General features: G+C 61.1%; 22 protein-coding genes. 10 read left to right on the forward strand and 12 right to left on the reverse strand.

Annotated features, from left to right (window positions below):
• Positions 1–142: 142 nt before the first annotated feature.
• The 6 genes from AC1DZ5_RS11590 to AC1DZ5_RS11615 all read right to left on the reverse strand — a co-directional run bounded on the left by AC1DZ5_RS11590 (position 143) and on the right by AC1DZ5_RS11615 (position 4393).
• Positions 143–1126 carry a pirin family protein gene (locus AC1DZ5_RS11590; protein ID WP_477889151.1) on the reverse strand — a complete coding sequence of 328 codons (984 nt, stop codon included), beginning with the start codon at positions 1124–1126 and terminating at the stop codon, positions 143–145.
• Between the two features lie 126 nt (positions 1127–1252).
• Positions 1253–1840: an NADPH-dependent F420 reductase gene (locus tag AC1DZ5_RS11595; RefSeq protein WP_477889153.1), complete on the reverse strand. Its 588-nt coding sequence runs from the start codon at positions 1838–1840 to the stop codon at positions 1253–1255.
• Between the two features lie 33 nt (positions 1841–1873).
• The gene (locus tag AC1DZ5_RS11600; protein ID WP_477889155.1) at positions 1874–2482 is read right to left on the reverse strand and encodes an FMN-dependent NADH-azoreductase; all 609 of its coding nucleotides are present in this window, start codon (positions 2480–2482) and stop codon (positions 1874–1876) included.
• A gap of 40 nt (positions 2483–2522) precedes the next feature.
• Positions 2523–3098: a YceI family protein gene (locus AC1DZ5_RS11605; protein ID WP_477889157.1), complete on the reverse strand. Its 576-nt coding sequence runs from the start codon at positions 3096–3098 to the stop codon at positions 2523–2525.
• A 56-nt stretch (positions 3099–3154) separates the two neighbouring features.
• Positions 3155–3730: a YceI family protein gene (locus AC1DZ5_RS11610; RefSeq protein WP_477889159.1), complete on the reverse strand. Its 576-nt coding sequence runs from the start codon at positions 3728–3730 to the stop codon at positions 3155–3157.
• Between the two features lie 42 nt (positions 3731–3772).
• The gene (locus tag AC1DZ5_RS11615; protein WP_477889161.1) at positions 3773–4393 is read right to left on the reverse strand and encodes a cytochrome b; all 621 of its coding nucleotides are present in this window, start codon (positions 4391–4393) and stop codon (positions 3773–3775) included.
• A 117-nt stretch (positions 4394–4510) separates the two neighbouring features.
• On the opposite strand from AC1DZ5_RS11615, the gene AC1DZ5_RS11620 reads away from it, so the two are divergent.
• Positions 4511–5431, forward strand: coding sequence for a LysR family transcriptional regulator (locus tag AC1DZ5_RS11620; protein WP_477889163.1), 921 nt, complete (start codon positions 4511–4513; stop codon positions 5429–5431).
• A gap of 383 nt (positions 5432–5814) precedes the next feature.
• Here AC1DZ5_RS11620 and AC1DZ5_RS11625 read toward each other — a convergent pair whose 3' ends face one another.
• A complete protein-coding gene (locus tag AC1DZ5_RS11625; RefSeq protein ID WP_477889165.1) occupies positions 5815–7332 on the reverse strand; it encodes a Ppx/GppA phosphatase family protein in 1518 nt (505 codons plus the stop codon).
• Between the two features lie 73 nt (positions 7333–7405).
• Positions 7406–8560, reverse strand: coding sequence for an ABC transporter substrate-binding protein (locus tag AC1DZ5_RS11630; protein WP_477889166.1), 1155 nt, complete (start codon positions 8558–8560; stop codon positions 7406–7408).
• A 223-nt stretch (positions 8561–8783) separates the two neighbouring features.
• On the opposite strand from AC1DZ5_RS11630, the gene pstS reads away from it, so the two are divergent.
• The 7 genes from pstS to phoR all read left to right on the forward strand — a co-directional run bounded on the left by pstS (position 8784) and on the right by phoR (position 15386).
• Entirely contained in the window at positions 8784–9827 is a 1044-nt protein-coding gene (pstS, locus tag AC1DZ5_RS11635; RefSeq protein ID WP_477889167.1) for a phosphate ABC transporter substrate-binding protein PstS, read from the forward strand.
• 102 nt (positions 9828–9929) lie between these two features.
• On the forward strand, positions 9930–10895 hold the full coding sequence (gene pstC, locus AC1DZ5_RS11640) for a phosphate ABC transporter permease subunit PstC (RefSeq protein WP_477889509.1): 966 nt from the start codon (positions 9930–9932) through the stop codon (positions 10893–10895).
• Positions 10892–11776, forward strand: a complete 885-nt coding sequence (gene pstA, locus AC1DZ5_RS11645; protein WP_477889169.1) for a phosphate ABC transporter permease PstA — start codon at positions 10892–10894, stop codon at positions 11774–11776. Before pstC ends, pstA begins: the two co-directional genes overlap by 4 nt.
• A 32-nt stretch (positions 11777–11808) precedes the next feature.
• Positions 11809–12588: a phosphate ABC transporter ATP-binding protein PstB gene (pstB, locus tag AC1DZ5_RS11650; protein ID WP_477889171.1), complete on the forward strand. Its 780-nt coding sequence runs from the start codon at positions 11809–11811 to the stop codon at positions 12586–12588.
• 16 nt (positions 12589–12604) lie between these two features.
• Positions 12605–13306 (forward strand): phosphate signaling complex protein PhoU, encoded by a 702-nt coding sequence (gene phoU, locus AC1DZ5_RS11655; RefSeq protein ID WP_310342034.1) that lies wholly within the window; start codon positions 12605–12607, stop codon positions 13304–13306.
• Entirely contained in the window at positions 13303–14025 is a 723-nt protein-coding gene (gene phoB / locus AC1DZ5_RS11660; RefSeq protein WP_477889173.1) for a phosphate regulon transcriptional regulator PhoB, read from the forward strand. The genes phoU and phoB overlap by 4 nt, the downstream gene beginning before the upstream one ends.
• A gap of 14 nt (positions 14026–14039) precedes the next feature.
• Positions 14040–15386 (forward strand): phosphate regulon sensor histidine kinase PhoR, encoded by a 1347-nt coding sequence (gene phoR, locus AC1DZ5_RS11665; RefSeq protein WP_477889176.1) that lies wholly within the window; start codon positions 14040–14042, stop codon positions 15384–15386.
• Positions 15387–15405: 19 nt separating this feature from the next.
• Here phoR and AC1DZ5_RS11670 read toward each other — a convergent pair whose 3' ends face one another.
• The 4 genes from AC1DZ5_RS11670 to trxA form a co-directional block, all read right to left on the reverse strand.
• Positions 15406–17136 carry a hypothetical protein gene (locus AC1DZ5_RS11670; protein WP_477889178.1) on the reverse strand — a complete coding sequence of 577 codons (1731 nt, stop codon included), beginning with the start codon at positions 17134–17136 and terminating at the stop codon, positions 15406–15408.
• Positions 17137–17203: 67 nt separating this feature from the next.
• Positions 17204–17461, reverse strand: coding sequence for a type B 50S ribosomal protein L31 (locus AC1DZ5_RS11675; RefSeq protein ID WP_138516054.1), 258 nt, complete (start codon positions 17459–17461; stop codon positions 17204–17206).
• Between the two features lie 97 nt (positions 17462–17558).
• On the reverse strand, positions 17559–18821 hold the full coding sequence (rho, locus tag AC1DZ5_RS11680; RefSeq protein WP_310342052.1) for a transcription termination factor Rho: 1263 nt from the start codon (positions 18819–18821) through the stop codon (positions 17559–17561).
• Positions 18822–19030: 209 nt separating this feature from the next.
• Positions 19031–19363, reverse strand: a complete 333-nt coding sequence (gene trxA / locus AC1DZ5_RS11685; protein WP_310342054.1) for a thioredoxin TrxA — start codon at positions 19361–19363, stop codon at positions 19031–19033.
• A 158-nt stretch (positions 19364–19521) separates the two neighbouring features.
• Here trxA and AC1DZ5_RS11690 point away from each other — a divergent pair, with 158 nt between their 5' ends.
• Both AC1DZ5_RS11690 and AC1DZ5_RS11695 read left to right on the forward strand, forming a co-directional pair.
• Complete coding sequence (locus AC1DZ5_RS11690) at positions 19522–22056, forward strand: PD-(D/E)XK nuclease family protein (protein ID WP_477889181.1); 2535 nt, start codon at positions 19522–19524, stop codon at positions 22054–22056.
• Positions 22053–25361: a UvrD-helicase domain-containing protein gene (locus AC1DZ5_RS11695; protein WP_477889183.1), complete on the forward strand. Its 3309-nt coding sequence runs from the start codon at positions 22053–22055 to the stop codon at positions 25359–25361. The genes AC1DZ5_RS11690 and AC1DZ5_RS11695 overlap by 4 nt, the downstream gene beginning before the upstream one ends.
• The last annotated feature ends 21 nt before the right edge of the window (positions 25362–25382 follow it).

Below are 25382 nucleotides of genomic sequence, written 5' to 3' on the forward strand. Positions count from 1 at the left end.
TGGGCGTCAGCCTGTGTGCCGGTCAGCGGGCAGTCGTAGACTTCACCTTTGCCGATACAGTGGTCTTGCATACCCGCAGATTGCTAGTTTTTTACCGGACGTTGCGCCACACCAATGGCGTGACAAATGAGTTTCCCTTCAATTAGCGGGACTCAAATTTTGACTTCTCTCTGCCATGGACGGGGTCAATTGTTGGCCAGTCCCACGTGCCAAATCGTGTGCGTTCAAAATCGGCATAGGCTTGCTCTATTTCTCTGGCTGAATTCATTACAAACGGCCCACTTTGAACAATTGGCTCGTCAATAGGTCTACCCTGCAACATTAAGACCTCACTGGGTTCGGAGCCATTGACCAACTGCAGTTTTTCGGAACAGCGGACTTCAATAGCGGAGTCAGCCACCACGCGGCTCCCGTCTATGGTCATGCTTTCTCCCTTGTAGAAAAATAGCTGCCTTCGTGTCAGCTGGTCTAAGGACGCTGGCAAGGTCCACTTCGCCCCCGGCGCCAGTTTGATAGTCCAGATAGCCACGTCCGCATTCTGCTCAGCTGCCCATGAATTAATGGGTGGCGCTGGAGGACGAGATGGGTTGGCTATATCCGGGGTACCAACGATGCATCGGACTTCAACACTTCCGTCATCACCATTTGGCATATGGACGGGTATGTCTTTGGCCCAGAACATTTTGAAATGTGGCTCCACCATTTTGCTGTGGGCCGGCAAGTTGAGCCAAATTTGAAAGAGCTCCAACGGATTGGGACCGAGCTGATTCAAGAGCGGGAACATCTCTGAATGGACTATGCCTCGGCCGGCGGTAAGCCATTGGACATCTCCTTCGCCGTAGCGTGAACTGTTGCCTAAAGAGTCGGCGTGGTCGACTATTCCCTGGCGAAGGATGGTGATGGTTTCGAATCCGCGGTGGGGATGTGCGGGAAACCCTGGCACTGCGCGCCCATGGTACATACGCCAGCCATTCGTCCCTTCCGAGTCGCGGCCCTCAAGGCTACCGGGTCCAAATAAGTCGTTTCCAGCAGGGAAGTTGTCTACGTGATGGACACAGACCAAAAAAGGGTCAATGGTCTCCCAGGGCGAGCCAAGCGGTTGAACATTGATGATTGCAGAAGTCATTTTGTTTTGGGTTGAGGAAGCCAGGCGCTCTTCGCGCACTTCTGCTGCGTGGTCCGCATTTTGGATGTTCGTTGCACGCGAAGTGGAGGTGGGGGAGCCATGGGGCCATGGGTCCCCCACCTTGGGTTAGCCCAATTTGATGAGGTTCTGCAACACCAAGGAGCCATCCTTTTCAAGCAGAACTCCGCCTTCATTGAGCTTGCCGACAAAGATGGGGGCAAATCCCAGGTTGGTGACAAGTTCCACTACCGCCGTGGTGGAATTCGCTTCATTACCAGCGACGAACATTACGCGGCGCCCTCCAGTTTCAATGGGAGACGCAGCCAGAAGTTTTGCCGGCAACTGATTGAGCGACTTGACAACATTCGCACCGGGGAAGGCCGCCGCCACCACATCGCTGGACGCCTTGCCGGCTATCACTTCCGGTGGAACGCCGTACGTGTTCATGGCATCCACAATGGTTTTGCCTGTCCAGTTCGTACTTGCCGCGGCAACCGAGGTGTGAGCCATGAAGGGGACAGCCAAGATGATGACGTCGGCCTTCAGTGCGTCCTGGAGCGTCATGGCAGTGACTGCGCTACCCAGCTCAGACGCGAGTTTCGCAATAGCGTCTGGACCACGGGTGTTGGCGATGCCGACAGGAATGTTATTGCGGGCAAATTGGCGGGCCAGAGCGGAGCCCACATTGCCTGAACCGATGATTGAAAAAGTCATGATGATTTCCTTGAAAAAGTTGGAAGTTGGTTATTAAGCCGCGATGGCTTCGATTTCGGCGAGCGCGCGTGTGACCGCGGCCTCTTTGGCTTCAGGGCCAAACGCAATGCCCTCTGCTCGAACGACAGTTACATCGGTGATGCCCAAGAAGCCCAACAGGCCAAGAAGGTAGCTCTCTTGGTGCTCCAGGGCGGCAGCTGGGCTTCCCGCAGAATAGACGCCACCGCGCGAAGAAGCAATGAAAGCCCGCTTGTTTTTTAGTAAGCCTTCAGGACCAGTTGCGGTGTATCGGAAGGTCTTGCCTGCGACTGCTATGCGGTCAATCCAAGCTTTCAGTGTTGTGGGAATTGATAGGTTGTACATAGGCGCACCTATGACAAGGATGTCTGCAGCGAACAGTTCATCCATGTAGGCATTCCCTTTGAGAAGGTCTGCCGTGATAGTGGCGTCTTCAACAACGGCACCTTGAAATGCTGCCATGTGAGCGCCCGTCAAATGCATGGCGCCGTCCGCGGCAAGGTCGCGTGAAACGACTTTGATGTCTGGGTGCAGTTTCTTGTATCGCGCGACGATACCTTCAGATAGTTGACGGCTTACGGATGCAGTGCCGAGTACGCTGGAGTCGAGATGAAGGAGGTTCATGATGTGCCTTAAATTGGTTGGTGAATTGATTTCGGACGATTTACTGCTTGATGGCTTCAACTTGCACGGCCAGTTTCACGCTGTCAGGAATGCCCAGATTGACGCCCCAGCCCATGTCCCATTGACTGCGGACAATGGTGGTTTCGAAATCACCACCACACACCTCACGCTTGAGCATGGGGTTGATGTAGCAGTTGAAGTTGGTCGCCTTGAGCACCACAGGATTGGTTTTGCCAAGAAGCGTGAGCTGTCCACTTACTTCGCTCACCTTGTCACCAGAGAAGCTGAAGTTGTTGGCAACGAATTTGGCGCTGGGAAATGCTGCTGAGTTGAAGAAGCTGTCGCTCTGCAGGTGCTTATCAAAAGCAGTTGTGCCGGTATTGATGGAGCTGGTATCAAGGGTCAATTCGACTTTGCCTGTCTTGGCAGCCTTGTCCAACACGATGGTTCCCTCCTTCTTGTCGAAGCGACCACGGTTGGTGGATGTACCAAAGTGGGTGACTTCAAAGGTCACGAAGGTGTGGGTCGGGTCAATGCTGTAGGTCGAAACCTCCGCATGGGCTAGGCTGATGAGAGAGGCGGACGCCAGTGCTGCGGCGATAAGGGTGGTACGCATGAAAATCTCCAAAAAAAGTTAAAGAGAGGTTGAGGAAGGAGGAAACACGAGGGAACTCACAACTTGCCCACGCCGGTCAGCGCGAGCTTGAACTTGACTTGAACGTCGTCGGCCACCATGGATGTGTCGGCCCACTCGTTTTCGCCAATCTTGAAAGTCAGACGTTTGAGGGCAAACGTTCCGATTGCGGTGGTGGTGGCTCCGGCCTGTACCAATGCGATGGGAATCACCACATCACGGCTAGCGCCTTTGATGCTGAGCTTGCCGCTGACTTCGAATTTGCCTGCGCCCAATCCTTTGACACTTGTGGACTGGAACGTTGCTTGTGGGAACTTGGCTGTGTTGAACCAGGTCGCCTTTGGCAGCTCGGCATCGGTTTCTGGCACACCAATCGTGGCGCTGGCAATGTCCACCGTGAAGACAATCTTGCTGGCTTCAGGCTTGGTTGGCTCAAAAGCGATTTGCGCGTCAAATTTCTTGAAGTGACCTTCAACTGGCACGCCCATTTGCTTGCTTACAAAGACAATTTCGCTTTGCGGTTGAACGAGCTTTTGCTCAGCCTGGACGGCTGACCCGGCACATAGGCCGCAGATAGTTGCTACGGCAGAAATGAGTAAACGATAGGTTTTCATAAAGACTCCAAATAGAAAAGGTTGACGATGGGGAGACGCGTTCTAGCGTCGGCCGAACCACATCCGGCTGATGAGGCCATCGCGGTCAATGAACTGGTGCTTCAAAGCTGCGGCGGCGTGCAGGAGCGCCAAACCAATCAAGGCGTATGCACTGGCTTGGTGCCAAGGTTTGAGGAAGGCCGCCATGGTTTTGTCGGCGGTCACAAAGTCAGGCAGAGGCAGCACGCCGAACAGGACGATGGGGAATCCGACGGCTGAGCTGTAAGCCCATCCGAGCAGGGGCACAGCGAAGAACAGGATGTACAGCGCGGAATGCGTGGTGTGGTGCACATGGTGTTGCCAGGTCGGCATGGCAGCCGCAATGCGGCCAGGAAGCGCGGGCGGGCGATGGGTGACGCGCCATACCAAACGAAATACCGTCAAGGCCAAAAGCGTCATTCCTGTCCACTTGTGCCAGTTGTAGAGCTTCAGACGCAGCGGTGAGAACGGCAGATTCGCCATGTACAGGCCAACGCCAAACACCGCCAGGATGACCAAACCCAGCACCCAATGCAGCGTGATGGCTGTGGTGCTGTAGCGCTTAGGCGTCACCGCAGGGTCTGTATTCACCGAGAAATTCGGCTGATTTTCATGACCCTTAGAATTAAGATGGATTGCATTCATGTCCTATCCCTTAATGAGATGCTTTAATGGGAACGAATGATGCAGGTCAATCAAACTTCTGAAAAGACGGTATATTGAGATGTGAAATATCTGTATTTGAGATAGAGGGAGGTTTTGATGCTTGACGGCGTTTCTTTGGACCAGCTAAGGACGTTCATTGCAGCTGTTGATGAGGGGAGCTTTTCTGCTGCTGCCAGAAAGCTCAACCGTGTTCAGTCCGCAGTGAGTGGTTGGGTCAATAGCCTGGAGGAGCAAATCGGTGTGCGCCTGTTCGACCGCACTGGGAGGTTTCCGAAATTGACTCCGGAGGGCGTTCTGCTACTGGCAGATGCGCGTGCTGTCGTATCCGGAGTGAACACCTTGAAGGCCAGGGCCAAATTGATGGCTGCCGGGCTTGAGGCGGAGTTGTCTGTCGTTGTTGACGTCTTCTTTCCGACGTACGTGGTTAGTGCAACCGTCAAGGCATTTGCAGAGCGATTTCCCTTCACTCCCCTTAGACTTTTTGTGGAGGGCTTGGGGGCAGGCTACCAACCCGTGCTGGATGGCCGTTGCAGCGTTGGTATCCTGGCCGCACTGCCTGTCGCATTTCCCTCGCTTGTGAGCGAGCGCCTTGGTGAAATCCCGTTGGTTGTCGTCGCCTCAGCGAACCATCCACTTGCCCAGTTCAAGGGTCGAATTCCGCGACATGAACTTGCGAAGCATGTGCAGTTGGTTCTCACTGACAGGTCAGAGCTGATGGCTGGCCGCGACTATGGAGTCATGTCCCCATCCACCTGGCGTTTGGCGGACTTATCAACCAAGTACGCCTTCCTCAAGGACGGTGTCGGATGGGGCAGTATGCCCCTTCACATGATTGAGCACGACATGGATGTCGGAGAGCTGGTTGCCTTGGACGTGGACGATATGCCACGCACGGGATACCCACTGCCAATGTCTGCAGTTCATCAAGCGGCGGCACCCCCGGGACCTGCGGGACGGTGGTTTATTGACCATCTCAAGGGATGGCATTCGAGCGATACAAAGCAGCTCAGTATTTAATCTGTTGCTTGCTCGGACTCACGGACCGACGGAGCTGAGCAACAGAGAGGCAGCTTTATACCCAGAAGAACTCTAGGTCGAATTGAAACGAATGCGGTCGAAATTGATTGCTCAAAAAAACCGAAGGGAGTGGCTTAAAAGCGGAGTGTTGGTTGTGGCTCTTTCAGCCCATTCCAGCCGCCCACCGCATCTGTCGTAAGTTCGAAAGCCGAATGTCCGGTTTCCGGCTACGAGTTTGTGGCTGCCGAATTCCGCTTTGGGTCGGCATGCGACTTCCGCTCTTCTCCCTAGCCGGCATACAACCATCAACTTAAGGCAACGTAGTCGGCGCCTACCGCCATGGCCCATGATTTCCGGCCTACGCGTCGACCGAACCAGAAGGCTCAGAGCCCGCTGAGTTCCAGGCTCCAGGGCGTCTTCTGCCAGGCCTGGGTTTCCTCGCGCAGCAGGTGGGCTGATTGCGGGAAGGCCGCAGCCCAGCCGGGGCGGCACACCAGTTCGAGCTGGCGGCCTTTGGCATTGGCGCGGCGCAGCACCATGCCTTGCAGGTCCGGCGCACGGCGCGCGTGGCACAGAATCACGGCCAGGCGCAGGCACAGCAGCTGCAGCACCAGGTCGTCCTGCCCCAGCGATGCTTCCAGCTTGCGCAGCTTGCCACGGTGTCCCAGCACCAGCAGGCTCAGGCGGTGCATTTCCGAGAGCGAAAACCCCACCGCGTCGGCGTTGTCCAGGATGTAGGCACCGTGCTTGTGGTAATCGCTGTGGGAGATGTGGCTGCCGATTTCATGCAGCATGGCGGCCCATTGCAGCTTGCGCAGTTGGCGGCCCGTGTCGGATTCTTCGTCTTTGGCGGCGGTGCTGGATGCACCCAGCGCCTGTTGCAGCAGGTGGGTGGCCACCTTGCCCACGCGCTCGCCATGGGCCGTGTCCACGCTGAATTTGTGCGCCAGGCGTTCCACGCTTTTGGCACGCATGTCGCCAAAGTGTTGTGTGGCGCCCAGCAGGTCGCAGATCAGACCGTGGCGCAGGCCGCCTGCGGCGTGCTGCATCTCGGTGATGCCCAGCAGGCTGAAGACGGCGCGCATCACGCTCACGCCGCCGCCAATGATGGCGCGGCGGTCTTCGCGCATACCGGGCATGCGCAGGCGGTCTGCGCTTTGCGCGGCAATCAGTCGCTCCAGCAACCAGTCCAGTCCGTCTTGCGTGACCACGCCGACAGGCCAGCCTGCGGCCACCAGCACATCGCCAATGGCGCCCACCGTGCCGGCGGAGCCGTAGGCCGTGTCCCAACGGTCGCGCGGGTAGGCGTCCAGCGCCTCGTCCAGCACGGCCTTGGCCGCGATCTCGGCCATCTCGAACGACTTTTTGCTGAAGCCGCCATCGGGAAAATAGCGCTTGGACCAGGCAATGCTGCCGACGCGAAACGACTCCATCACGGTGGGGGTCAGGCCGGTGCCCAAGATCAGCTCGGTAGAGCGACCGCCAATGTCGATCACCAGGCGGCGTTCGTCAGAGGCCGGCAGCATCTGGGCCACGCCCTGGTAGATCAGGCGGGCTTCTTCGCGACCAGAGATCACGTCGATGGGAAAACCCAGCACGGCGTTGGCGCGTTCCAGAAAAGCATCGCGGTTGCGCGCCTCGCGCAGGGTCTGGGTGGCTACGGCGCGCACCTCGTGCGGCTTGAAGCCGGCCAGCCGTTCGCCAAAGCGGGCTAGGCATTCCCAGCCAGCCTCCATGGCAGCAGGGGTCAGGTTGCGGTCTTCGTCCAGCCCGCCGCCCTGGCGCACGGTTTCCTTGAGGTATTCGGTGCGCAGGAACTCACCGTGGTCTACCCGCCCGATTTCCAGGCGAAAGCTGTTGGAGCCCAAGTCCACAGCGGCCAGGCGGTTTCCGTTTTGCATCGACGTTGCCAAAGGTAAAAAATGTGAAAAGTGTGGCGGAGCATAGCACCGGCGTTGGCCGTTGGGACGTGCGTCAGCCCACTAACCGGCCGTCTGCGGCCACCATGCTTTGGGTCACATAGGCGCTGCTTTTGCGCTTGTTGTCGGGGTTGATGCGAAAACCGCCCAGGTCCAGAGGGGTGCGGCGGGCAAACGCCTGCAGCGCAGCAGCGCGGGTCAGCGGGCCTTCCACGGCCTGCAGCACCTCCTGAGCGTAGCGGGCCGAGATATAGCCAGCCAGGCTTTGCGGGGTAGGGGGTTCGTCGTACAGGCGGGACAGCGTCTCGCGGTAGCTGCGCACGATGGGTTGGTTGCCGTTGATCAGCGGCACGGCCTGGGTGGCAATCACCGGCGTAAAGCGCGACACCCCCAGCTGTTGCAGCGCCTGCAGGTTGACGTCGGACATGGCCACGATGTAGCGCTGGGCCGCCTGTTTTTCGATGCCTTGGGCAAACTGCACCAGCTCGGGCGTGCCACCCAGAAAGATCAGGATGCGGGGGCTTTGCGCGTTGAGTGTGCCGGCCAGCGCTTGCAGGCCGCTGGAGGGGTAGTAGGTCTTCAGGCGCATGCCCAAGCCGCTGGCTACCTGCTCCAGGTCGTCGCGGTAGCTGGCGTATTCAGCCTGCGAGCCAAACACGGCGCCGATCTCGGACACGCCCATGACAGACAGCGATTTGACGGCGTGGGTGATCTGCTCCTGCCTTGTAGCGAAGATGCCAAAGGTGCTGTCCTGGTTGTCAGCGCCGGTGTTGTGCAGCCAGGGAGCCACGTGGGCGACGTCTGGCACCTCGCGCCGCAGCAGGGTGGCGAGTTGGCTGGCAGCCCGGTCGCCCGCGGTGCCGACCACGGCCACGCAGTCGCTCAGGTTCTTGAGGGCGTCAACGGCCGAGCGTACCGAGCTGGCGCCGCCATCTATTTCCAGCACCAGGTGGCGCACCGCCTTGCCGCGCAGACCGCCACGCGCATTGGTGTCCTGCCACGCGGCCCGGGCACCGGTCAAAAAATCTCTGGATACATCGATCTGGCCGGCCGAGGTGTCCACCACCTGCAGCACGGTGGGGCCGGGGGCGCTTGCGCGCGGGCCCTGTGCCCAGGCGGGCCAGGCGCAGGCGGCGGCGCCCAGGGGCAGGGCGCGCAGCAGGTGGCGGCGGGTGAGCAGGGGAGGGGTGGTTTCCAGCGAGTTTTTCATGGGTATTTTTGCTATTAAATCAGGAGCTGCTTGCGCATATTCCACGCGGGCTAGAGGCCAATTTCGTGCATAAACCTTGCCCGGAGGCCGTGTGGCAGGCAAGCGCGCAGCGTAGAAAGCTTGTGTGACGATTTTGTGAAACGCGATGTCACATACCTGTCATAAAAGATTCTTAAAGTTCAGTCGTTCCTAGTTCCTTTAACCAACTGACTGAAGGTCTTCCATGAAAAACTTGTTCCAACGCGCAGCCTTGGCAACCGCTGTGACGGCCATGCTGGGCTTTGCAACGGGCGCCTCGGCGCAGGAAATTACCGGTGCGGGCGCGACTTTCCCCGCCCCCATCTATGCCAAATGGGCGTCTGACTACAACAAGGCCACTGGCGTGAAGGTGAACTACCAGTCCATCGGCTCCGGTGGCGGCATCAAGCAAATCGACTCTAAGACCGTGGATTTCGGCGCCTCTGACATGCCTTTGACCGACGACGTGCTGAAGACCAAGGGCCAAGTACAGTTCCCCACCGTGATCGGTGGCGTGGTTCCCGTGATCAACGTCAAGGGCATCGAACCCGGCCAACTCAAGCTCAACGGCCAAGTGCTGGGCGACATCTACCTGGGCAAGATTGCCAAGTGGAACGACCCCGCCCTGAAGGCGCTGAACCCCACGCTGCCCCTGCCTGACGCCGCCATCGCCCAGGTGCGCCGTGCCGATGGCTCTGGCACCACTTTCATCTTCACCAACTACCTGAGCAAGGTAAATGCTGAATGGAAGGCCAAAGTGGGCGAGGGTACAGCCGTGAACTGGCCCGTGGGCGCCGGTGGCAAGGGCAACGAAGGCGTGGCCGCTTTCGTATCCCGCCTGCCCAACTCCATGGGTTACGTCGAGTACTCCTACGTCAAGCAAAACAAGCTGAACTACGCCGTGATGCAAAACGCAGCCGGTAACTTCGTAAAGCCTGAGGACGACACCTTCAAGGCTGCCGCTGCTGGTGCTGACTGGAACAAGTCCTTCTACCAAATCCTGACCAACCAGGCTGGCAAGGATTCGTGGCCCATCACCGGTGCCACCTACATCCTGATGCACGCCAAGCAGGACAAGCCCGCCAACGGTACCGAAGCCCTGAAGTTCTTCAACTGGGCCTACGCCAACGGCGAAAAAACAGCGGCTGACCTGGACTACGTGCCCATGCCTGCATCGGTGATTGCATTGATCCAGAAGTCCTGGGGTGAGATCAAGGACGGCGCTGGCAAAACCATTGCTTACAAGTAAAAGCGCGTTGACACGGACCTGATGGAGAACCTCCCCATGTCATCTACACTCGTGCATGGGGATTCCCCGTCCAGCCCGACTGCCACTTTTTCTTCGCGCGCCATGACCCAACCACCGCCTGTGAAACGTGCCCGTTCGGGCCCCATGGCGGACCGTATTTTTGGCTGGATGGCCAAGGGTGCGGCCCTGCTCACCCTGGCCCTGCTGCTGGCTATCCTGACCTCGCTGACCATCAGCGCCTGGCCCGCCATCAGCAAATACGGCCTGAGCTTTCTAACCCGAACCGTGTGGGACCCGGTGCAGGAAGACTTCGGTGGTCTGGTCATGATTTACGGCACGCTGGCCACCTCGCTGATCGCGCTGGTCATTGCGGTGCCCGTGAGTTTCGGCATCGCCCTGTTTCTGACCGAGCTGTCTCCCACCTGGCTCAAGCGCCCGCTGGGTACCGCCATTGAGCTGCTGGCTGCTGTGCCCTCCATCGTCTACGGCATGTGGGGTCTTCTGGTGTTTGGCCCCGTGCTGGCCACCTATGTGCAGCAGCCGCTGCAGGCGCTGCTGACCGGCGTGCCCTACCTGGGTGCTTTTGTGTCGGGCCCCCCAGTGGGCATCGGCATTCTGTCGGCCGGCATCATCCTGGCCATCATGATCATCCCGTTCATCTCGGCGGTGATGCGCGATGTGTTTGAAGTCACCCCCCCGCTGCTCAAAGAATCGGCCTACGGTCTGGGTGCCACCACCTGGGAAGTGGTCTACAAGGTCGTGCTGCCCTATACCAAGACCGGTGTGATTGGCGGCATCATGCTGGGCCTGGGCCGCGCCATTGGCGAGACCATGGCCGTGACCTTCGTCATCGGCAACTTCAACCAGCTGGATTCGCTGAGCGTGTTCCAGGCGGCCAATAGCATCACCTCGGCACTGGCCAACGAGTTTGCCGAAGCCGCCGAAGGCCTGCACCAGGCCGCGCTGATGTATCTGGGGCTGGTGCTGTTCTTCATCACCTTTGTGATCCTCTCCCTCTCCAAACTGCTGCTGTCGCGTTTGCGCAAGGCAGAAGGCGTTAAAACATGAGCACCGCAACTGCACTCCAACAGGCCCGCGCCCTGCACGAGGCCCGTGCTGCGCGCTTTGCCCAGCGCAAGCGGGTCAACGTGCTCGCCACCACCCTGGCCATGGCAGCCATGGCCTTTGGCCTGGTCTGGCTGTTCTGGATTCTGTGGGAGACATTCCGCCTGGGCATTGGTGGCATGACCTTCGCCACGCTGACCCAGATGACGCCGCCGCCCAACGAGGTCGGTGGTTTGGCCAACGCCATCTACGGCTCCTTTTTGATGGTCTCGATGGCCACTTTTGTGGGCACGCCCATCGGCATCATGGCGGGTATTTACCTGGCCGAATTCGACACCAAGAGCTGGCTGGCCTCGTTGGTGCGCTTTGTGAACGACATTCTGCTGTCGGCACCGTCGATCATCGTGGGCCTGTTTGTCTACGCGGTGGTGGTGTCGCGCTTCAAGTCTTTCTCAGGCTACGCCGGCATCATGGCGCTGTCGCTGATCGTGATTCCGGTGGTCATCCGCACCACCGAGAACATGCTGCAACTGGTGCCCTCCGGTCTGCGCGAAGCGGCGTATGCCCTGGGCGCGCCCAAGTGGAAGGTGATTCTGAGCATCACCCTTAAATCAGCCCGTGCCGGCGTCATTACCGGCGTGCTGCTGGCTGTGGCCCGCATTGCGGGCGAGACTGCACCGCTGCTGTTCACCGCGCTGAGCAACCAGTTCTGGACCTCGTCGTTGAGCGAACCCATGGCCAGCTTGCCGGTCACGATCTTCAAGTTTGCCATGAGCCCGTATGAAAACTGGCAACAGCTGGCCTGGGCCGGTGTGTTCCTGATCACCATGGCTGTGTTGGGCCTGAACATCCTGGCCCGCGTATTGACCCGTAGCAAGGCCTGAGGCCCAAGTGCCCACCCGAACCGAGTAAAACCATGATCCAAACCGTCAATACCCCTCTGAAGTCCAAGATCTCTGTCAAGGATTTGAACTTCTACTACGGCAAGTTCCACGCCCTCAAGGGCATCAACCTGGAAATCCCCGAGAAGAAGGTCACCGCTTTCATCGGCCCTTCGGGCTGCGGCAAGTCCACGCTGCTGCGCATCTTCAACCGCATGTTCGAGCTCTACCCCGAGCAACGTGCCGAAGGCCAGATCCTGCTGGACGGCCAGAACCTGCTGACCAGCAAGGAAGACGTGGCACTGCTGCGCGCCAAGGTCGGCATGGTGTTCCAGAAGCCCACGCCGTTCCCCATGTCCATCTTCGACAACATCGCCTTTGGCGTGAAACTGTTCGAGTCGCTCAATGCCACCGACATGGAAGAGCGCGTGGAGTGGGCGCTGCGCAAGTCGGCCTTGTGGACCGAGGTGAAGGACAAGTTGCACCAAAGCGGCTCCAGCCTGTCGGGTGGTCAGCAACAACGCCTGTGCATTGCGCGCGGCATTGCGATCAAGCCTGAGGTGCTGCTGCTGGACGAACCCTGCTCGGCGCTGGACCCGATTTCCACCGCCAAGGTCGAAGAGTTGATTGTCGAATTGAAAAACGACTACACCGTGGTCATCGTGACCCACAACATGCAGCAGGCGGCCCGCTGCAGCGACTTCACCGCCTACATGTACCTGGGTGATCTGGTGGAGTTTGGAGCTACGGAGCAGATGTTCTTCAAGCCCACACGCAAAGAGACAGAAGACTACATCACCGGCCGTTTCGGTTGAGAGCAGAGAGGAAACCATGTCCGATAAACATTTGTCCACGCAGTTCGACAGCGAACTGACCTCCGTGTCTTCCCAGGTGATGGAGCTGGGCGGTCTGGTCGAATCCCAGATTCGCCAGGCCATTTATGCGCTTTCGCAATTCAGCGTGGAGGTGGCCGACGAAGTCACCGCCCGCGAAGTGCGTGTGAACGCCATGGAGATCGAGATCGACCGCGATCTGTCCTCCATCATTGCGCGGCGCCAGCCCACTGCACGCGACTTGCGCTTACTGATCGCCATCTCCAAGACCACGGCCAACCTGGAGCGCGTGGGTGACGAGGCCGAGAAGATTGCCCGCATGGTGCGCTCCATCATCCAGAGCGGTGCGCCGCGCAGTCTGCCATCGCTGGAACTGCGCGTGGCAGCGGACCTGGCTTCCGGCCTGCTGAACAAGGCACTGGACGCGTTTGCACGCCTGGACGTGAACGCTGCGGTCACCATCCTCAAAGAGGATGACCTGATCGACGCCGAGTTTGATGGCTTTGTGCGCAAGCTGGTTACCTACATGATGGAAGACCCGCGCATGATTTCGCCCAGCCTGGACCTGCTGTTCCTGGCGAAAGCGATCGAGCGCATTGGCGACCATGCCAAGAACATTGCCGAGTTCATCATCTACGTGGTCAAAGGCGAAGATGTTCGCCACACCACCATGGAAAAAATCGAGTCCATCGTCAAATGAGAAACATGCCCGCCGTCTTGATCGTGGAGGACGAATCGGCGATTGCCGAGTTGATTGCCGTGAATCTGCGGCACAACGGTTTTCGTCCGCGCTGGGCCATGGACAGCGACTCCGCCCAACGCGAGATTGATGCGGGTGTGCCGGACCTGATCCTGCTGGACTGGATGCTACCCGGCGAGAGTGGCCTGACGCTGGCCAAACGCTGGCGCACCGATCCGCGTACCAAGGACATTCCCATCATCATGCTCACCGCGCGTGGCGATGAGGCGGACCGGGTGGCCGGGCTGGACGCGGGGGCCGACGACTACATTGCCAAGCCGTTTTCCACCAAGGAATTGCTGGCCCGGGTGCGCGCAGTGCTACGCCGCCGCGCGCCCGAAGATGCGGGCGAATTGATCACCATTGCCGGCCTCAGCCTGGACCCGGCCACGCACCGTGTGTCGTTCCAGGAGCAGGCGCTCAAGCTGGGCCCTACCGAATTCAAACTGCTGCACTACCTCATGGGCCACGCAGAGCGCGTGCACAGCCGTGCCCAGCTGCTGGACAAGGTGTGGGGTGACCATGTGTATATCGAGGAACGCACGGTGGATGTGCACGTCAAGCGCCTGCGCGAAGCGCTGGCCCAGGCCGGTGCCATGGTGGAAACCGTGCGAGGCGCGGGCTACCGTTTGACGGCCAAGCCGGCGGTGGCTGTGGTGACCGACAAGGCCAGCGCCTGAAGGGCGCCTCTTCTATGGTGTGGCGTTTGCTGTCGTTTGTGCTTTTGCAGGGTATTGCGGGAGCGTTGGGTTGGTACTTGTCGCCCAATGCGGACCGCATCTGGGCCGCCAGCATTGCCGCGGTGGCCAGCGGTTATCTCTGGTTGCTGCTGGACGCGTCCCGCGGCATGCGCCTTTTGGGGTGGCTGCGCCGGGGGGAGTCCAGCGATATTGCACTGGGCCAGGGTTTGTGGGGCGAGGCCGCAGACCGCATGCGTCGCCTGTTGCGCACGCGAGAGCGTCAGGTCATCGAGAGCGAAAGCAAGTTGCAGGATTTCCTGGCAGCGCTGCAGGCATCTCCCAATGGGGTGGTGCTGCTGGATGCGCAGGGGCGTATCGAGTGGTTTAACCAGACCGCGGCGGGGCACTTTGGCTTTGACGTGCGTCGCGACATGCTGCAGCACTTTGGCAATCTGGTGCGCGATCCTGGCTTTGCGGGGTACATGGCGGAGCGTGACTTTCGCCACGACGTGGTCATGCCGGGTCGTGACAGCACCAGTTCCAAACCTGTTCAACTCTCGGTGCATTTGCACCCCTATGGCGAAGGACGCAACCTGCTGCTGTCGCGGGATATCACGGCGGTGGAACAGGCCGAAGCCATGCGCCGCGACTTTGTGGCCAATGTCTCCCACGAGATCCGCACGCCGCTGACGGTCCTGGCCGGGTTTGTGGAAACCTTGCAGTCGTTGCCATTGGAAGAGCCCGAGCGCCAGCGCTATCTGGGGCTGATGTCCCAGCAGGCCGAGCGCATGCAGACCCTGGTGAACGATTTGCTCATGCTATCGCGCCTGGAAGGCAGCCCCTTGCCGTCGGCTCAGGACTGGGTGTCGGTTCACGGTTTGTTGCGGCAATGTCGGCAAGAAGCCGGTGACTTGTCACGCATGCTGTGGGGCGAGGCCCAGGACATTGCGTTTGACATGGGTGAGGACTCGGAAATCGCTGGTTCCTTGACCGAGCTGCACAGCGCGGTGTTCAACCTGATTGGCAATGCCATCCGTTACACGCCGGCGGACAAGAGCATCCGTGTGGTGTGGCGGGCTTCACCCGTGGGCGGAGGCATGCTCTCCGTCCAGGACACCGGGCCTGGCATTGCCCCAGAGCATTTGCCACGCCTGACTGAACGCTTTTATCGGATAGATCGCAGCCGCTCGCGCGATACGGGTGGCACGGGTCTGGGTTTGGCCATCGTGAAGCACGTGGCGCAACGCCATGCGGCAGAGTTGAGCATTGAGAGTGTGCCGGGCAAAGGATCGAGTTTTTCGATCTTTTTCTCCCCACCGCGGGTGCGTCCAACCTTGCAGCCTATTCGCCTCGCTGCCTAGTCGGGCAGCTGCGGAGCATCTAGCGGCGGTGCAGCAGCCAGATCGCTTCGCCCTTGTCCACAGGGTGGCGCACGAGCGTGTGAGGGGCCCACACCGTGGTGTCGATCTGCTCGCTGACTTCCATGTCAAATCCCGGTTCGCTCAGCATCCACGGGCAAGATGTGGCGGGGGCGCGGCTTTGCAAGTCCATATGGCCGTACCACTGTAGGGCGGCGACGTGTGCGGGGTTGACATTGGCCACCTCCACACAGCTCTTGCCCACTAACTGCGCAGTAGTTCGCACCAAAGATGTGTAGCTTTGCGCGTAGTTCAGCAGCGGCATCCACAGCGTCATCAGCAGCAGCCAACACAGAGCTGCACCGCCTGCGGGCAGCACCAAACTCTTCCAAATAGCCGCACGGTGGCGCCCCACGCGCCAGCGCACCAGCCATGCCCAGGCCAGCGTAGCCGCCAGAGCGAAGCCCAATGCCACAGCGGAGAAGCTGGGTTCAAAACCCGGGGCTAGACGCGCGACGTTGGCGGCTGGTTGGTGCGGTACGCCGGTTTGCATAGCAATCCACACCACCCAGATGGTGAAACCACAACCCGAGAAAAACAGCAGGGTGAACCAGTCAATCAGAGCAGCCACCTGCCGTTTGAGGGTAGGCAACGCGAAGGCGGCCAACGATGCCATGGCAGGCAGGGCTAGCAACAGCGTGCGGTCTGACGCGCTGGATACCAGTGTGGCCAGTACGGTGACCAGGGCAAACCAGGTCGGCAATGCCACGTGACGTGCCATGCGCAGAGTAAACAACTGGTGGCGCCATCGCCATACCGTCCATAGCGCTAGCGGCCAGCTAGGCCAGGTGAACCAGATCAGCAGTTGGGCATAGCCGTTCCAGTCCGCCCAGCTCCAACTGGGCCACACAATTTTCCAACGCCACAGGTTCAGTTCCTTGGCCAAGAGGGCAACCGCCAAGGTAGCCAGCAACATGGCCAGGCTTTCCCACGTGCGTTGTGGCAGTTTGCCTGAGGTCGAGGCTTCTTCAGGTTGTTCACGCCAGTGCACCACCGCGCCCCCCAGCCCAAACAACACGGCCAGCGCCGGAGCACCCGAGAGGGCCAGGCCCGCCGAGCCGACCACCATCGCCACGGCTGGCCCCACCTTGCGGTAGGGCAAGGCGCTCACGGCATAAAACAGCAGAGCACTAAACGCAAGTTGGGCGAGTGCTGGCGTCGTTTCATGTGCCAACTGGGCGAGCCCCAAGCTGGCCACAAAGGCCAGCACTCCGGCATCGGCCATGGCACGCGCATAGTCGGTCGGCAGTGCCTCGCCGCCAAAAGCAAAGGCGACCGGTTGCGCCAAGGGGCTGCGGCCCAGGTAATAGGTTCCGTACCAGGTGGACAGCAGGGCCAGAGCCATCAACAAGCCAAACGGCACACGCGCCGCAAAGTCCAGTGGCACCCCAGATGGTGCCAACTGGATGGCCCAAGCCCCCAGCCAGTAGGGCAGCAGGGCGCCGTTGTCGGGCGTTAGTCCCAGCAGTTCAGGCTGCATCCAGTTTGTCGCACCCTGGGCCAAAGCGCCCATGTAGCCCAGCGCTGCCATGTCTTCGCTGCGCCATGCTTCGCGGCCCAGAAAGCCGGCGCATACATAGGCCAGGCACAAAAGCACCAGAGGCCAGCGCGGGAGGCGGCGCACGGCCGCTTGGGCCACGATGGCAGGATTAGGGTGATTCACAGTCGGGCGGATGAATTCAAAGTCAGGCAAAAAAAAGGCAGCTCGGTTCTCCGGGCTGCCTCTTGCGGGTCAACAGGCCAAAGCCTGAAACCAGAGATTACTTGGCTGCGGTCTTGCCAAAGCGGTTGCGGAATTTCTCCACGCGGCCACCCATGTTGTCCACGGATTTTTGTGTGCCAGTGTAGAAAGGGTGCGATTCGCTGGTCGTGTCGAGCTTGAAGAGGGGCAGTTTGCGGCCGTCTTCCATGTCGATCATTTCCTTGGTGTTGGCGCAGGAACGTGTCACGAACTTGAAGCCGTTGGACATGTCCTGGAAGCACACTTCGCGGTAATTGGGGTGAATGCCTTCTTTCATATCTTCTCCATCAGTTGCGCTAGCCGCATCAGGCCCTCGGGCAAACCTCTGCCCAATTCAAAACCTGTGTACTTGTCGCTAAACCCAAGATTATAGCTTATCCGCCTCGACGCATCATGTCGAAGAACTCGCTGTTGTTCTTCGTGGCACGCATTTGCTTGAGCACCATCTCCATGGACTCGATTTCGTCCATGTTGTAGAGGAACTGGCGCAGGATGCGGGTTTTTTGCAGGATTTCGGGCTGCAACAGCAATTCTTCACGGCGGGTGCCGCTGCGGTTGAGCTGGATGGACGGGAAAACGCGCTTCTCGTACAGGCGACGGTCCAGGTGAATTTCGGAGTTGCCGGTGCCCTTGAATTCTTCAAAGATCACTTCGTCCATGCGGCTGCCGGTGTCGACCAGGGCTGTGGCGATGATGGTCAGCGAGCCGCCTTCTTCCACATTGCGGGCGGCGCCCAGGAAGCGCTTGGGGCGCTGCAGGGCGTTGGAGTCCACGCCGCCAGTCAAGACCTTGCCCGACGAGGGCACCACGTTGTTATAGGCACGGGCCAGGCGGGTGATCGAGTCCAGCAGGATGACCACGTCTTTTTTCAGTTCGACCAGGCGCTTGGCGCGCTCGATCACCATTTCGGCTACGTGCACGTGACGGGCCGCGGGTTCGTCGAAGGTAGAGGCAATCACCTCGCCCTTAACGGTGCGCTGCATTTCGGTCACTTCTTCTGGGCGCTCGTCAATGAGCAAAACCATCAAATAGCTGTCGGGGTAGTTGGCGGAAATGGCGTGCGCAATGTGCTGCATCATCACCGTCTTGCCGCTCTTGGGCTGGGCCACGATCAATGCGCGCTGGCCCTTGCCAATAGGGGCAATGATGTCGATCACGCGACCGGTGATGTTCTCTTCGCCCTTGATGTCCTGTTCCAGCTTCATCTGCTCTTTGGGGAACAGTGGCGTCAAGTTCTCAAACATGACCTTGTGCTTGTTGCCCTCAGGGGGGCCACCGTTGACTTTGTCGAGCTTGTTCAGGGCAAAGTAGCGCTCACCATCCTTGGGAGTCCGCACTTCGCCTTCGATCATGTCGCCGGTGTGCAGGTTGAAGCGGCGCACCTGGCTAGGGCTGATGTAGATGTCGTCCGTGCTGGCTGTGTAGCTGGTGTCCGGGCTGCGTAGAAAGCCAAAGCCGTCGGGCAGGATTTCCAGCACGCCGTCGGCAATGATCTGCTCGCCGGTGCGCGCACGCTTCTTGATGATGGCGAACATCAGCTCCTGCTTGCGCATACGGCCCGTGTTTTCAATCTCAAGTTCTTCGGCTTGCTTGAGGACTTCAGACACGTGCAGTGCCTTGAGTTCGTTTAAGTGCATGGAGTGGGTCCCGGTAAGGGCGTTGACCGATGTTCGGCGAATTACAAAAATCTGGGGGAATGGGGGAGAGGCAAAACTGGGTAAGCGCCTCTGCGTTCTGTGCCGGGAATCGGCGCCTGCCTTGGGGTGGGCGGGTGAACGGGATTTATTATGACAGGAAAACGCAACCGTGCTGCAGTGTCACGGTTGCGGGTTGCAGATTTGGCGTTTTAGGCCAGTTGCTGATCAATAAATGCAGTCAACTGCGCTTTGCTCAGGGCGCCGACCTTGGTGGCAGCCAGTTGGCCGCCCTTGAACAGCATCAGGGTGGGGATGCCGCGGATGCCGAACTTGGCGGGGATGTCGCGGTTTTCGTCCACGTTCATCTTGGCCACTTGCAGCTTGCCCTCGTAGGTCGTGGACACTTCGTCCAGGATGGGGGCGATCATCTTGCAAGGGCCGCACCACTCTGCCCAGTAGTCCACGAGGATGGGCTGTGCCGCACCCAGTACATCCGCTTCAAATGTGGCATCGGTAACGTGTTTGATGAGTTCGCTGGCCATGATGGTTTCCTTTGGGAGATTGCTATAACAGCTAAAGTTGCGGCATTGTGACAGAAACCAAGCCCCCCACCGATGCCTTTGCGCCTATGGCCAGCATAGCCAAAAACGATTTTCCAAAGGTGCTGAGGGCCTTTGCATATGGCGTAGAACATCCCGCCATGGCCTTGTGGGTGGCCCCCGAAACCGGGCTGTTGGCGCGCATTGCTGCCGCAATGCAGCGCCTGGGCGCCCACCCGGCCCGCACGCTGGTGCTATTGCCTTATGCCCAACTGCTGCCGTTGGCCCAGCGCCTGTGGCCCAGCACCTTTCCCTGGGGGTTTGCACCCCGGTTCGAAACCACCTTGAACTGGGTGGCTGCCAACGGCGGGTTTGCGCCCGGGCCTTTGGACATTAGTTTTGATGCGGCGATGGACACCCTGACCGCCCAGGCCCTGCTGGCCCGCAGTGGCATGGCGGGGCGGGACGACCTGGCGCCCTTGCTGGTGCAGGCGGCCTGCCAACTGGCCCCCTTGGCCGCTGCCGCGGGGCCGCAAGGGCGTGCCGCCTGGGCGCAGTCGGCTAGGTTTCAGGCGGTGCTGGGCATGGAAAGTGAGGCCCTGGCCTGGGAGGCGCAGGTGGCCCGTGTGGCTGTGGAGTGGGCCGCCGCCTCGGCGTATGCCAGCGACGCGCTGTTTGACGCCCATGCAGTGGCCGCGGTGGACTGCTTAATTCTGGTGCAGGGGTTGGCCGCAGACCCGCTGGCTACGGGTTTGCGGCCACTGTGGCAACACAAGCTGGTCGCACTGCCATTGGCCACAGGTTCTGTGGCGCCTGACGCTGCTGCCCTGGCTTTACACGCCTGTCTGGATGCGGAAGACGAAGCCCAGCGTACGGCCGCCTGCGCTCTGCGCCATATTGCAGAAGACCGTTTTCCCTTGGCGCTGGTGTCGTCCGACCGGGCGCTGACACGCCGGGTACGCGCCATGCTGGAGGGGGCCGGTGTGCGTATGCGGGATGAAAACGGCTGGAAGCTATCAACCAGCCTGGCGGCCGCCTCTGTGATGGCGGGGCTGCGCGCGGCAGTGTGGAATGCCTCGGCGGATGCCGTGCTGGCCTGGCTCAAGCAATCGCCAGCGGCTCAGCCTTGGGTACACCGGCTGGAGCGCGCGTTGCGGCGCGACCAGGTACGGGACTGGCGCGATGCTGCGACGATGCCCAGCCTGGTACGTGATCCCAGCCTGGTGGAAGCCCATGCCACGGTGCAGGCTTGGCGAGGTGGCTTGTCGGGGCGCAAGTCGTTGCAGGCTTGGCTTGCAGCGCTGGAACAGGCGCTGCAAGCCGGTGGCTTGTGGCCGCAACTACAGCAGGACGGTGCAGGTGCCAAGGTGCTGGCGGCGTTGCGCCTGGCACCTGAAGACCCGGCACGCTGGACCGGGTTGCTGGCGCAAGCCCTGTGGGCCCAGAGCAAATGGGACTTGGCTGAATTCACCGCATGGGTGAACCATGCGCTGGAGAGCACCAGCTTCCAGCCCGACTACCCCGACGAAGAGCAGGTAGTGATCCTGCCCATGAGCCAGATGCTGGGCCGCCCCTTTGCCGCCGTCGTGTTGGCAGGCTGTGACGAGGTGCGCCTGAACCCCTCGCCCGAGCCGCCCGGAAATTGGACACCGGTGCAGCGTGCCGCGCTGGGTCTGCCCGCGCGTGCAGACCAGGAGGTGCAGTTGCGCGCGTCCTGGCAGTTTGCGCTGCAGTCTCCGCAGTGCGATGTGCTGTGGCGCACCAGTGATGACGCGGGCGAGGCCTTGATGCCCAGCGCTTTGGTGCAACTGCTGCAACTTCAACAACCGGATCTTCTTTGGGCTGAGGAGCCACGTGCCGTGCGCGCGGTGCAGGTGGCGGCTGTGTTGGCGCCCATGCCCCATGGAGACCAAGTGCCAGTTGCGCAACTTTCCGCCAGTGCGTATGAGGACTTGCGTCAATGCCCCTACCGCTTTTTCGCCCTGCGCCAATTGGGGCTGAAATCCGATGATGAGCTGGACGCGGGTGTGGACAAGCGCGACTTTGGTCTGTGGTTGCACGCGGTGTTGCAGCGCTTCCACGAAGCGCTGGCTGCGCAGCCGATGGCCGAACGGACCAGGCGCTCGGCGCTGCTGGACCAGATGGCCGAGGCGCAGACCACCGCCATGGCCTTGCCGCAAGGAGAGTTTTTGCCGTTTGCAGCAGCCTGGCCCGCGGTGCGCGATGGCTATCTGCAATGGCTGGACAAGTACGAGGCCGAGGGGGGCGTGTTTGCGAGTGGCGAAACCTCGCACACCCAGCGTATTGGCAACCTCAAACTGGTGGGTCGCATTGACCGCACGGACACTTTGAAAGACGGCTCCGTCATGGTGCTGGACTACAAGACCGAGCCCACGGCGAAGACGCGATTGCGCGTGAAGGACCCCATGGAGGACACGCAGATTGCGTTCTACGCGGCACTGCTGCCGCACGACACGCTGCGTGCGGCCTATGTGAATGTGGGCGAGCGTGACGGGACAGTGCTGTGCGAGCAGCTTGAGGTGGTCCACGCACGGGACGCCCTGATTGCCGGCATGCTGGACGACATGCAGCGCATCGCCGACGGTGCACCGATGCCCGCGTTGGGCGACGGAGTGTCCTGTGACTTTTGCCAGGCGCGCGGCCTGTGCCGCAAAGACGGGTGGGCCGCCGCATGAGCACCGCCGCCGCGTTTGAACACAACGGCACGCTGGTCGAGCGCCAGCGCTTCTACGAGATCGCCTGTGATCCGCGCCGCAGCGTGGCGGTAGAGGCCTGTGCCGGTGCAGGCAAGACCTGGATGCTGGTCTCGCGCATGGTGCGGGCGCTGCTGGAAGGTGCTGCGCCGCAAGACATTCTGGCCATCACCTTCACCAAAAAAGCCGCGGGCGAAATGCGCCAGCGCTTGCAGGAATGGCTGCACGAATTTGCTGCGGCGGATGATGCGGAGCTGCGTTTGGCCCTGCAGCAGCGCGGTCTGCGGGGCGAGCCTACGGCGGCGCAGTTGCAAACCCTGCGTGGCCTGCATGCCCAATTGCTGGGCAGCGGGCGGCCGGTGCAGATTCGCACCTTCCACAGCTGGTTTGCTGCGCTGTTGCGTAGCGCGCCGCTGGCGGTGCTGCACCAGATGGGCTTGCCCACGCAGTACGAGCTGCTGGAGAACGATGCCCAGGCGGTGGCGCAGGTGTGGGGGCGTTTTCAAAGCCGCGTCGTGCAGGACGATGTGGCCAGCGCCGATTACCGCGCCGCCGTGGCCACCTTTGGCCGCCACCAGACGCACAAGGCGCTGGAGGCGGCGCTCAACAAGCGAACCGAATTTGCGCTGGCCGATGCGCATGGGGTGGTGGATGCCTCCGTGATTCGCTTCGCGGTGCAGTACCCGGACTTTGCGGGGCTGGACGCGCCGCAAGACCGCCTGGCCCAGCCCACAGTGCAACAGCTGTTGTGGGACAGCGCGCGGGCGCTGGGTGCTAGCACGCTGGTGACTGCGACCAAGGCAGCGTCGGCCCTGGAGCGCGCGCTGACCGATTGCGACCTGGCCAGCGTGGTGGACGCTCTGATGACGCAAAAAGGCACGCCGCGCAAGTTCAGCGACAAGCTGGCCGGCATCGCCACGGTCCAAGCCGCACAGGCGCTGCTAGCCCAGGTGGTGGACGCCCAGGCCCAGCATGAAGCCTGGCTGCACCAACAGCGCATGGCGCGACTGGCGCGCGGCCTGCTGGAGGACTATGCGGCGCTCAAGCGGGAGCGCGGCTGGATTGACATGGGCGACCTGGAGCGTGCTGCGCTCACGCTGATGTCGGATGAGGAATTGAGTGGCTGGGTGCAAGAACGGCTGGATGCGCGCGTGCGGCACCTGTTGATTGACGAGTTTCAAGATACCAACCCGCTGCAGTGGCAGACGCTCAGCAGCTGGCTGTCGTCGTACGCCGGTGCTGGCAACGCGCCCAGTGTGTTCATTGTGGGCGACCCCAAGCAAAGCATTTATCGCTTCCGCCGCGCCGAGCCGCAGGTGTTCCGCGCGGCCAAGGCGTTTGTGGTGCAGGGGCTGGGTGGTGACCTGCTGAGCTGCGACCACACGCGACGCAACGCGCCTGCCATCATCGGCGTGGTGAATGCCGTGATGGCGCAGGCGCAGACTGAGGGCGCGTTTGACGGCTTCCGTGACCACAGTACTGAGTCGCAGGCCATGGGCAAGGTGCTGCACCTGCCGCGCATAGAGCGCGACATCGGCGAGGCAGAGGACGCCACCGCACCCGAGGCCGTGTGGCGCGACAGTCTGACCGTGCCGCGCCACGAGGTGGAAGACACGCGCAAAACCCTGGAGTGCCGCCAAGCCGCACGTTGGCTGGCCCAGCAGTTAGCGTTGCCTGGTAGTCCCTTGCAGCCCCAGCACGTGATGGTGCTGGCGCGCAAACGTGAACGCCTGACGCTGATGCAGCAGGAGCTGGCGCAGCTGCACATCCCCGCCCAGCAGCCCGAGAAGAATGAACTGGGCGATGCGCCTGAGGTGCAAGACCTGGTGGCTCTGCTCGACGTGCTGGTGTCGTCCCAGCATGACCTCTCCATGGCGCGCGCGCTGAAGTCACCGCTGTTCAGTGCCAGCGATGACGATCTGGTGGCTCTGGTGCTGCAGCAGCGCGCCCTGCAGGCCCAAGCCCGCGCGGTGGACGACAACGCCCCCACTGTGAGTTGGCTGGAAACCCTGCAGACGGCCACCGCTTTGCCGCCCGCCTTGCAACCCCTGGGCGCCACACTGGCGCGCTGGAAGCAGTGGCTGGACACGCTGCCCCCGCACGATGCGCTGAGTGCCATCTATGACGACGGCGACGTGCTGGCGCGCTTTGCCGCGGCCGCACCTGCTACCTTGCGCGATAGCGTGCTGGCCAATGTGCGTGCGCTGCTCAACGCCGTGCTGCAGGTGGACGGTGGGCGCTACACCACGGCCTACGGCCTGGTGCGCGCGCTACGCGCCGGTGGCATTGCCGCGCCGGTGCGTGCCGATGCGCGTGCCGTGCGTCTGCTGACCATCCACGGCGCCAAGGGGCTGGAGGCACCGCTGGTGCTGATGCTGGACACCGATGGCGAACCCAACAAGTCCGAAACCATGGGTGTGCTGGTGGACTGGCCGGGCGAAGACGCTTACCCGCGCCGCTTTGTGTTCCTGGCCAGTGAATCGCGACCGCCGGCCTGTGTGGCCGACACGTTGGTGGCTGAGCAGCAGGCGCGCAGCCGCGAAGAGCTCAACGCTCTCTACGTGGCGCTGACCCGCACCCAGACCACGCTGGTGCTTTCCAGCATGGCGCCGCACCGCGAGAACCCGGGAAGTTGGTGGCAGCGCCTGCAGGCCCACGCCAGCGAAGCACCCTGGCCTCTGGGCGCCGCCGAGAGCGCAGCAGTCCCACTGCAATCGGCGGCGAATGCCCAAAACGCCTCCCACGGGGTGGTGCAGCTAAAAATATTGCCAAATCGAGCTCTAGCCCCCGTCGATAGTGCGCGAGCAGCTCCTGTTTTGGTAGCAGAGGTGGTGCCCGACGGCCTGGATTCCCGCATCGGCCAGGCCATGCACCGGCTGCTGGAATGGGCACCGTGGACCGAGCAGCAGCTGGCACGCGCTGGCCAGGCCTTTGCACTTGACGCCGCGCAAACCCAGACTGCGGCCCGCATGGCGCAGGCCATTTTGCAAGGCGAGGGCGCTTGGGCCTGGGACACAGAGGCGCTGCAGTGGCACGCGAACGAGGTGGCCATCACCCACCAGGGCCGCGTGCTGCGCATGGACCGCCTGGTGCAGCGCCGCGACGACAATAGCTGGTGGGTGCTGGACTACAAGTCCACCGCTCGACCGCAAGAACAGGCCGAGCTGCGTGCCCAACTTTTGACCTACTGCAGCGTGGTGCAACTGGCCTATCCAGGCCAGACCGTGCGCGCTGCCTTTTTGACGCCCCAGGGGCGCCTCATCGAACTCACCCCGGATGTTGCTTGAATGACTGTTTCTGATTCCTCG

The sequence above is a fragment of the Rhodoferax sp. P1_F3 genome (genome assembly GCF_056405715.1).

Coding starts and splice junctions, on each gene's coding strand:
- phoU (WP_310342034.1), top strand. CDS start 12,605: ATGTCCGATAAACATTTGTCCACGCAGTTCGACAGCGAACTGACCTCC.
- AC1DZ5_RS11610 (WP_477889159.1), bottom strand. CDS start 3,730: ATGAAAACCTATCGTTTACTCATTTCTGCCGTAGCAACTATCTGCGGC.
- AC1DZ5_RS11615 (WP_477889161.1), bottom strand. CDS start 4,393: ATGAATGCAATCCATCTTAATTCTAAGGGTCATGAAAATCAGCCGAAT.
- phoB (WP_477889173.1), top strand. CDS start 13,303: ATGAGAAACATGCCCGCCGTCTTGATCGTGGAGGACGAATCGGCGATT.
- AC1DZ5_RS11675 (WP_138516054.1), bottom strand. CDS start 17,461: ATGAAAGAAGGCATTCACCCCAATTACCGCGAAGTGTGCTTCCAGGAC.
- pstC (WP_477889509.1), top strand. CDS start 9,930: ATGACCCAACCACCGCCTGTGAAACGTGCCCGTTCGGGCCCCATGGCG.
- rho (WP_310342052.1), bottom strand. CDS start 18,821: ATGCACTTAAACGAACTCAAGGCACTGCACGTGTCTGAAGTCCTCAAG.
- AC1DZ5_RS11690 (WP_477889181.1), top strand. CDS start 19,522: ATGGCCTTGTGGGTGGCCCCCGAAACCGGGCTGTTGGCGCGCATTGCT.
- trxA (WP_310342054.1), bottom strand. CDS start 19,363: ATGGCCAGCGAACTCATCAAACACGTTACCGATGCCACATTTGAAGCG.
- AC1DZ5_RS11605 (WP_477889157.1), bottom strand. CDS start 3,098: ATGCGTACCACCCTTATCGCCGCAGCACTGGCGTCCGCCTCTCTCATC.
- AC1DZ5_RS11620 (WP_477889163.1), top strand. CDS start 4,511: ATGCTTGACGGCGTTTCTTTGGACCAGCTAAGGACGTTCATTGCAGCT.
- AC1DZ5_RS11590 (WP_477889151.1), bottom strand. CDS start 1,126: ATGACTTCTGCAATCATCAATGTTCAACCGCTTGGCTCGCCCTGGGAG.
- phoR (WP_477889176.1), top strand. CDS start 14,040: ATGGTGTGGCGTTTGCTGTCGTTTGTGCTTTTGCAGGGTATTGCGGGA.
- pstB (WP_477889171.1), top strand. CDS start 11,809: ATGATCCAAACCGTCAATACCCCTCTGAAGTCCAAGATCTCTGTCAAG.
- AC1DZ5_RS11630 (WP_477889166.1), bottom strand. CDS start 8,560: ATGAAAAACTCGCTGGAAACCACCCCTCCCCTGCTCACCCGCCGCCAC.
- AC1DZ5_RS11595 (WP_477889153.1), bottom strand. CDS start 1,840: ATGACTTTTTCAATCATCGGTTCAGGCAATGTGGGCTCCGCTCTGGCC.
- AC1DZ5_RS11600 (WP_477889155.1), bottom strand. CDS start 2,482: ATGAACCTCCTTCATCTCGACTCCAGCGTACTCGGCACTGCATCCGTA.
- pstA (WP_477889169.1), top strand. CDS start 10,892: ATGAGCACCGCAACTGCACTCCAACAGGCCCGCGCCCTGCACGAGGCC.
- pstS (WP_477889167.1), top strand. CDS start 8,784: ATGAAAAACTTGTTCCAACGCGCAGCCTTGGCAACCGCTGTGACGGCC.
- AC1DZ5_RS11625 (WP_477889165.1), bottom strand. CDS start 7,332: ATGCAAAACGGAAACCGCCTGGCCGCTGTGGACTTGGGCTCCAACAGC.
- AC1DZ5_RS11695 (WP_477889183.1), top strand. CDS start 22,053: ATGAGCACCGCCGCCGCGTTTGAACACAACGGCACGCTGGTCGAGCGC.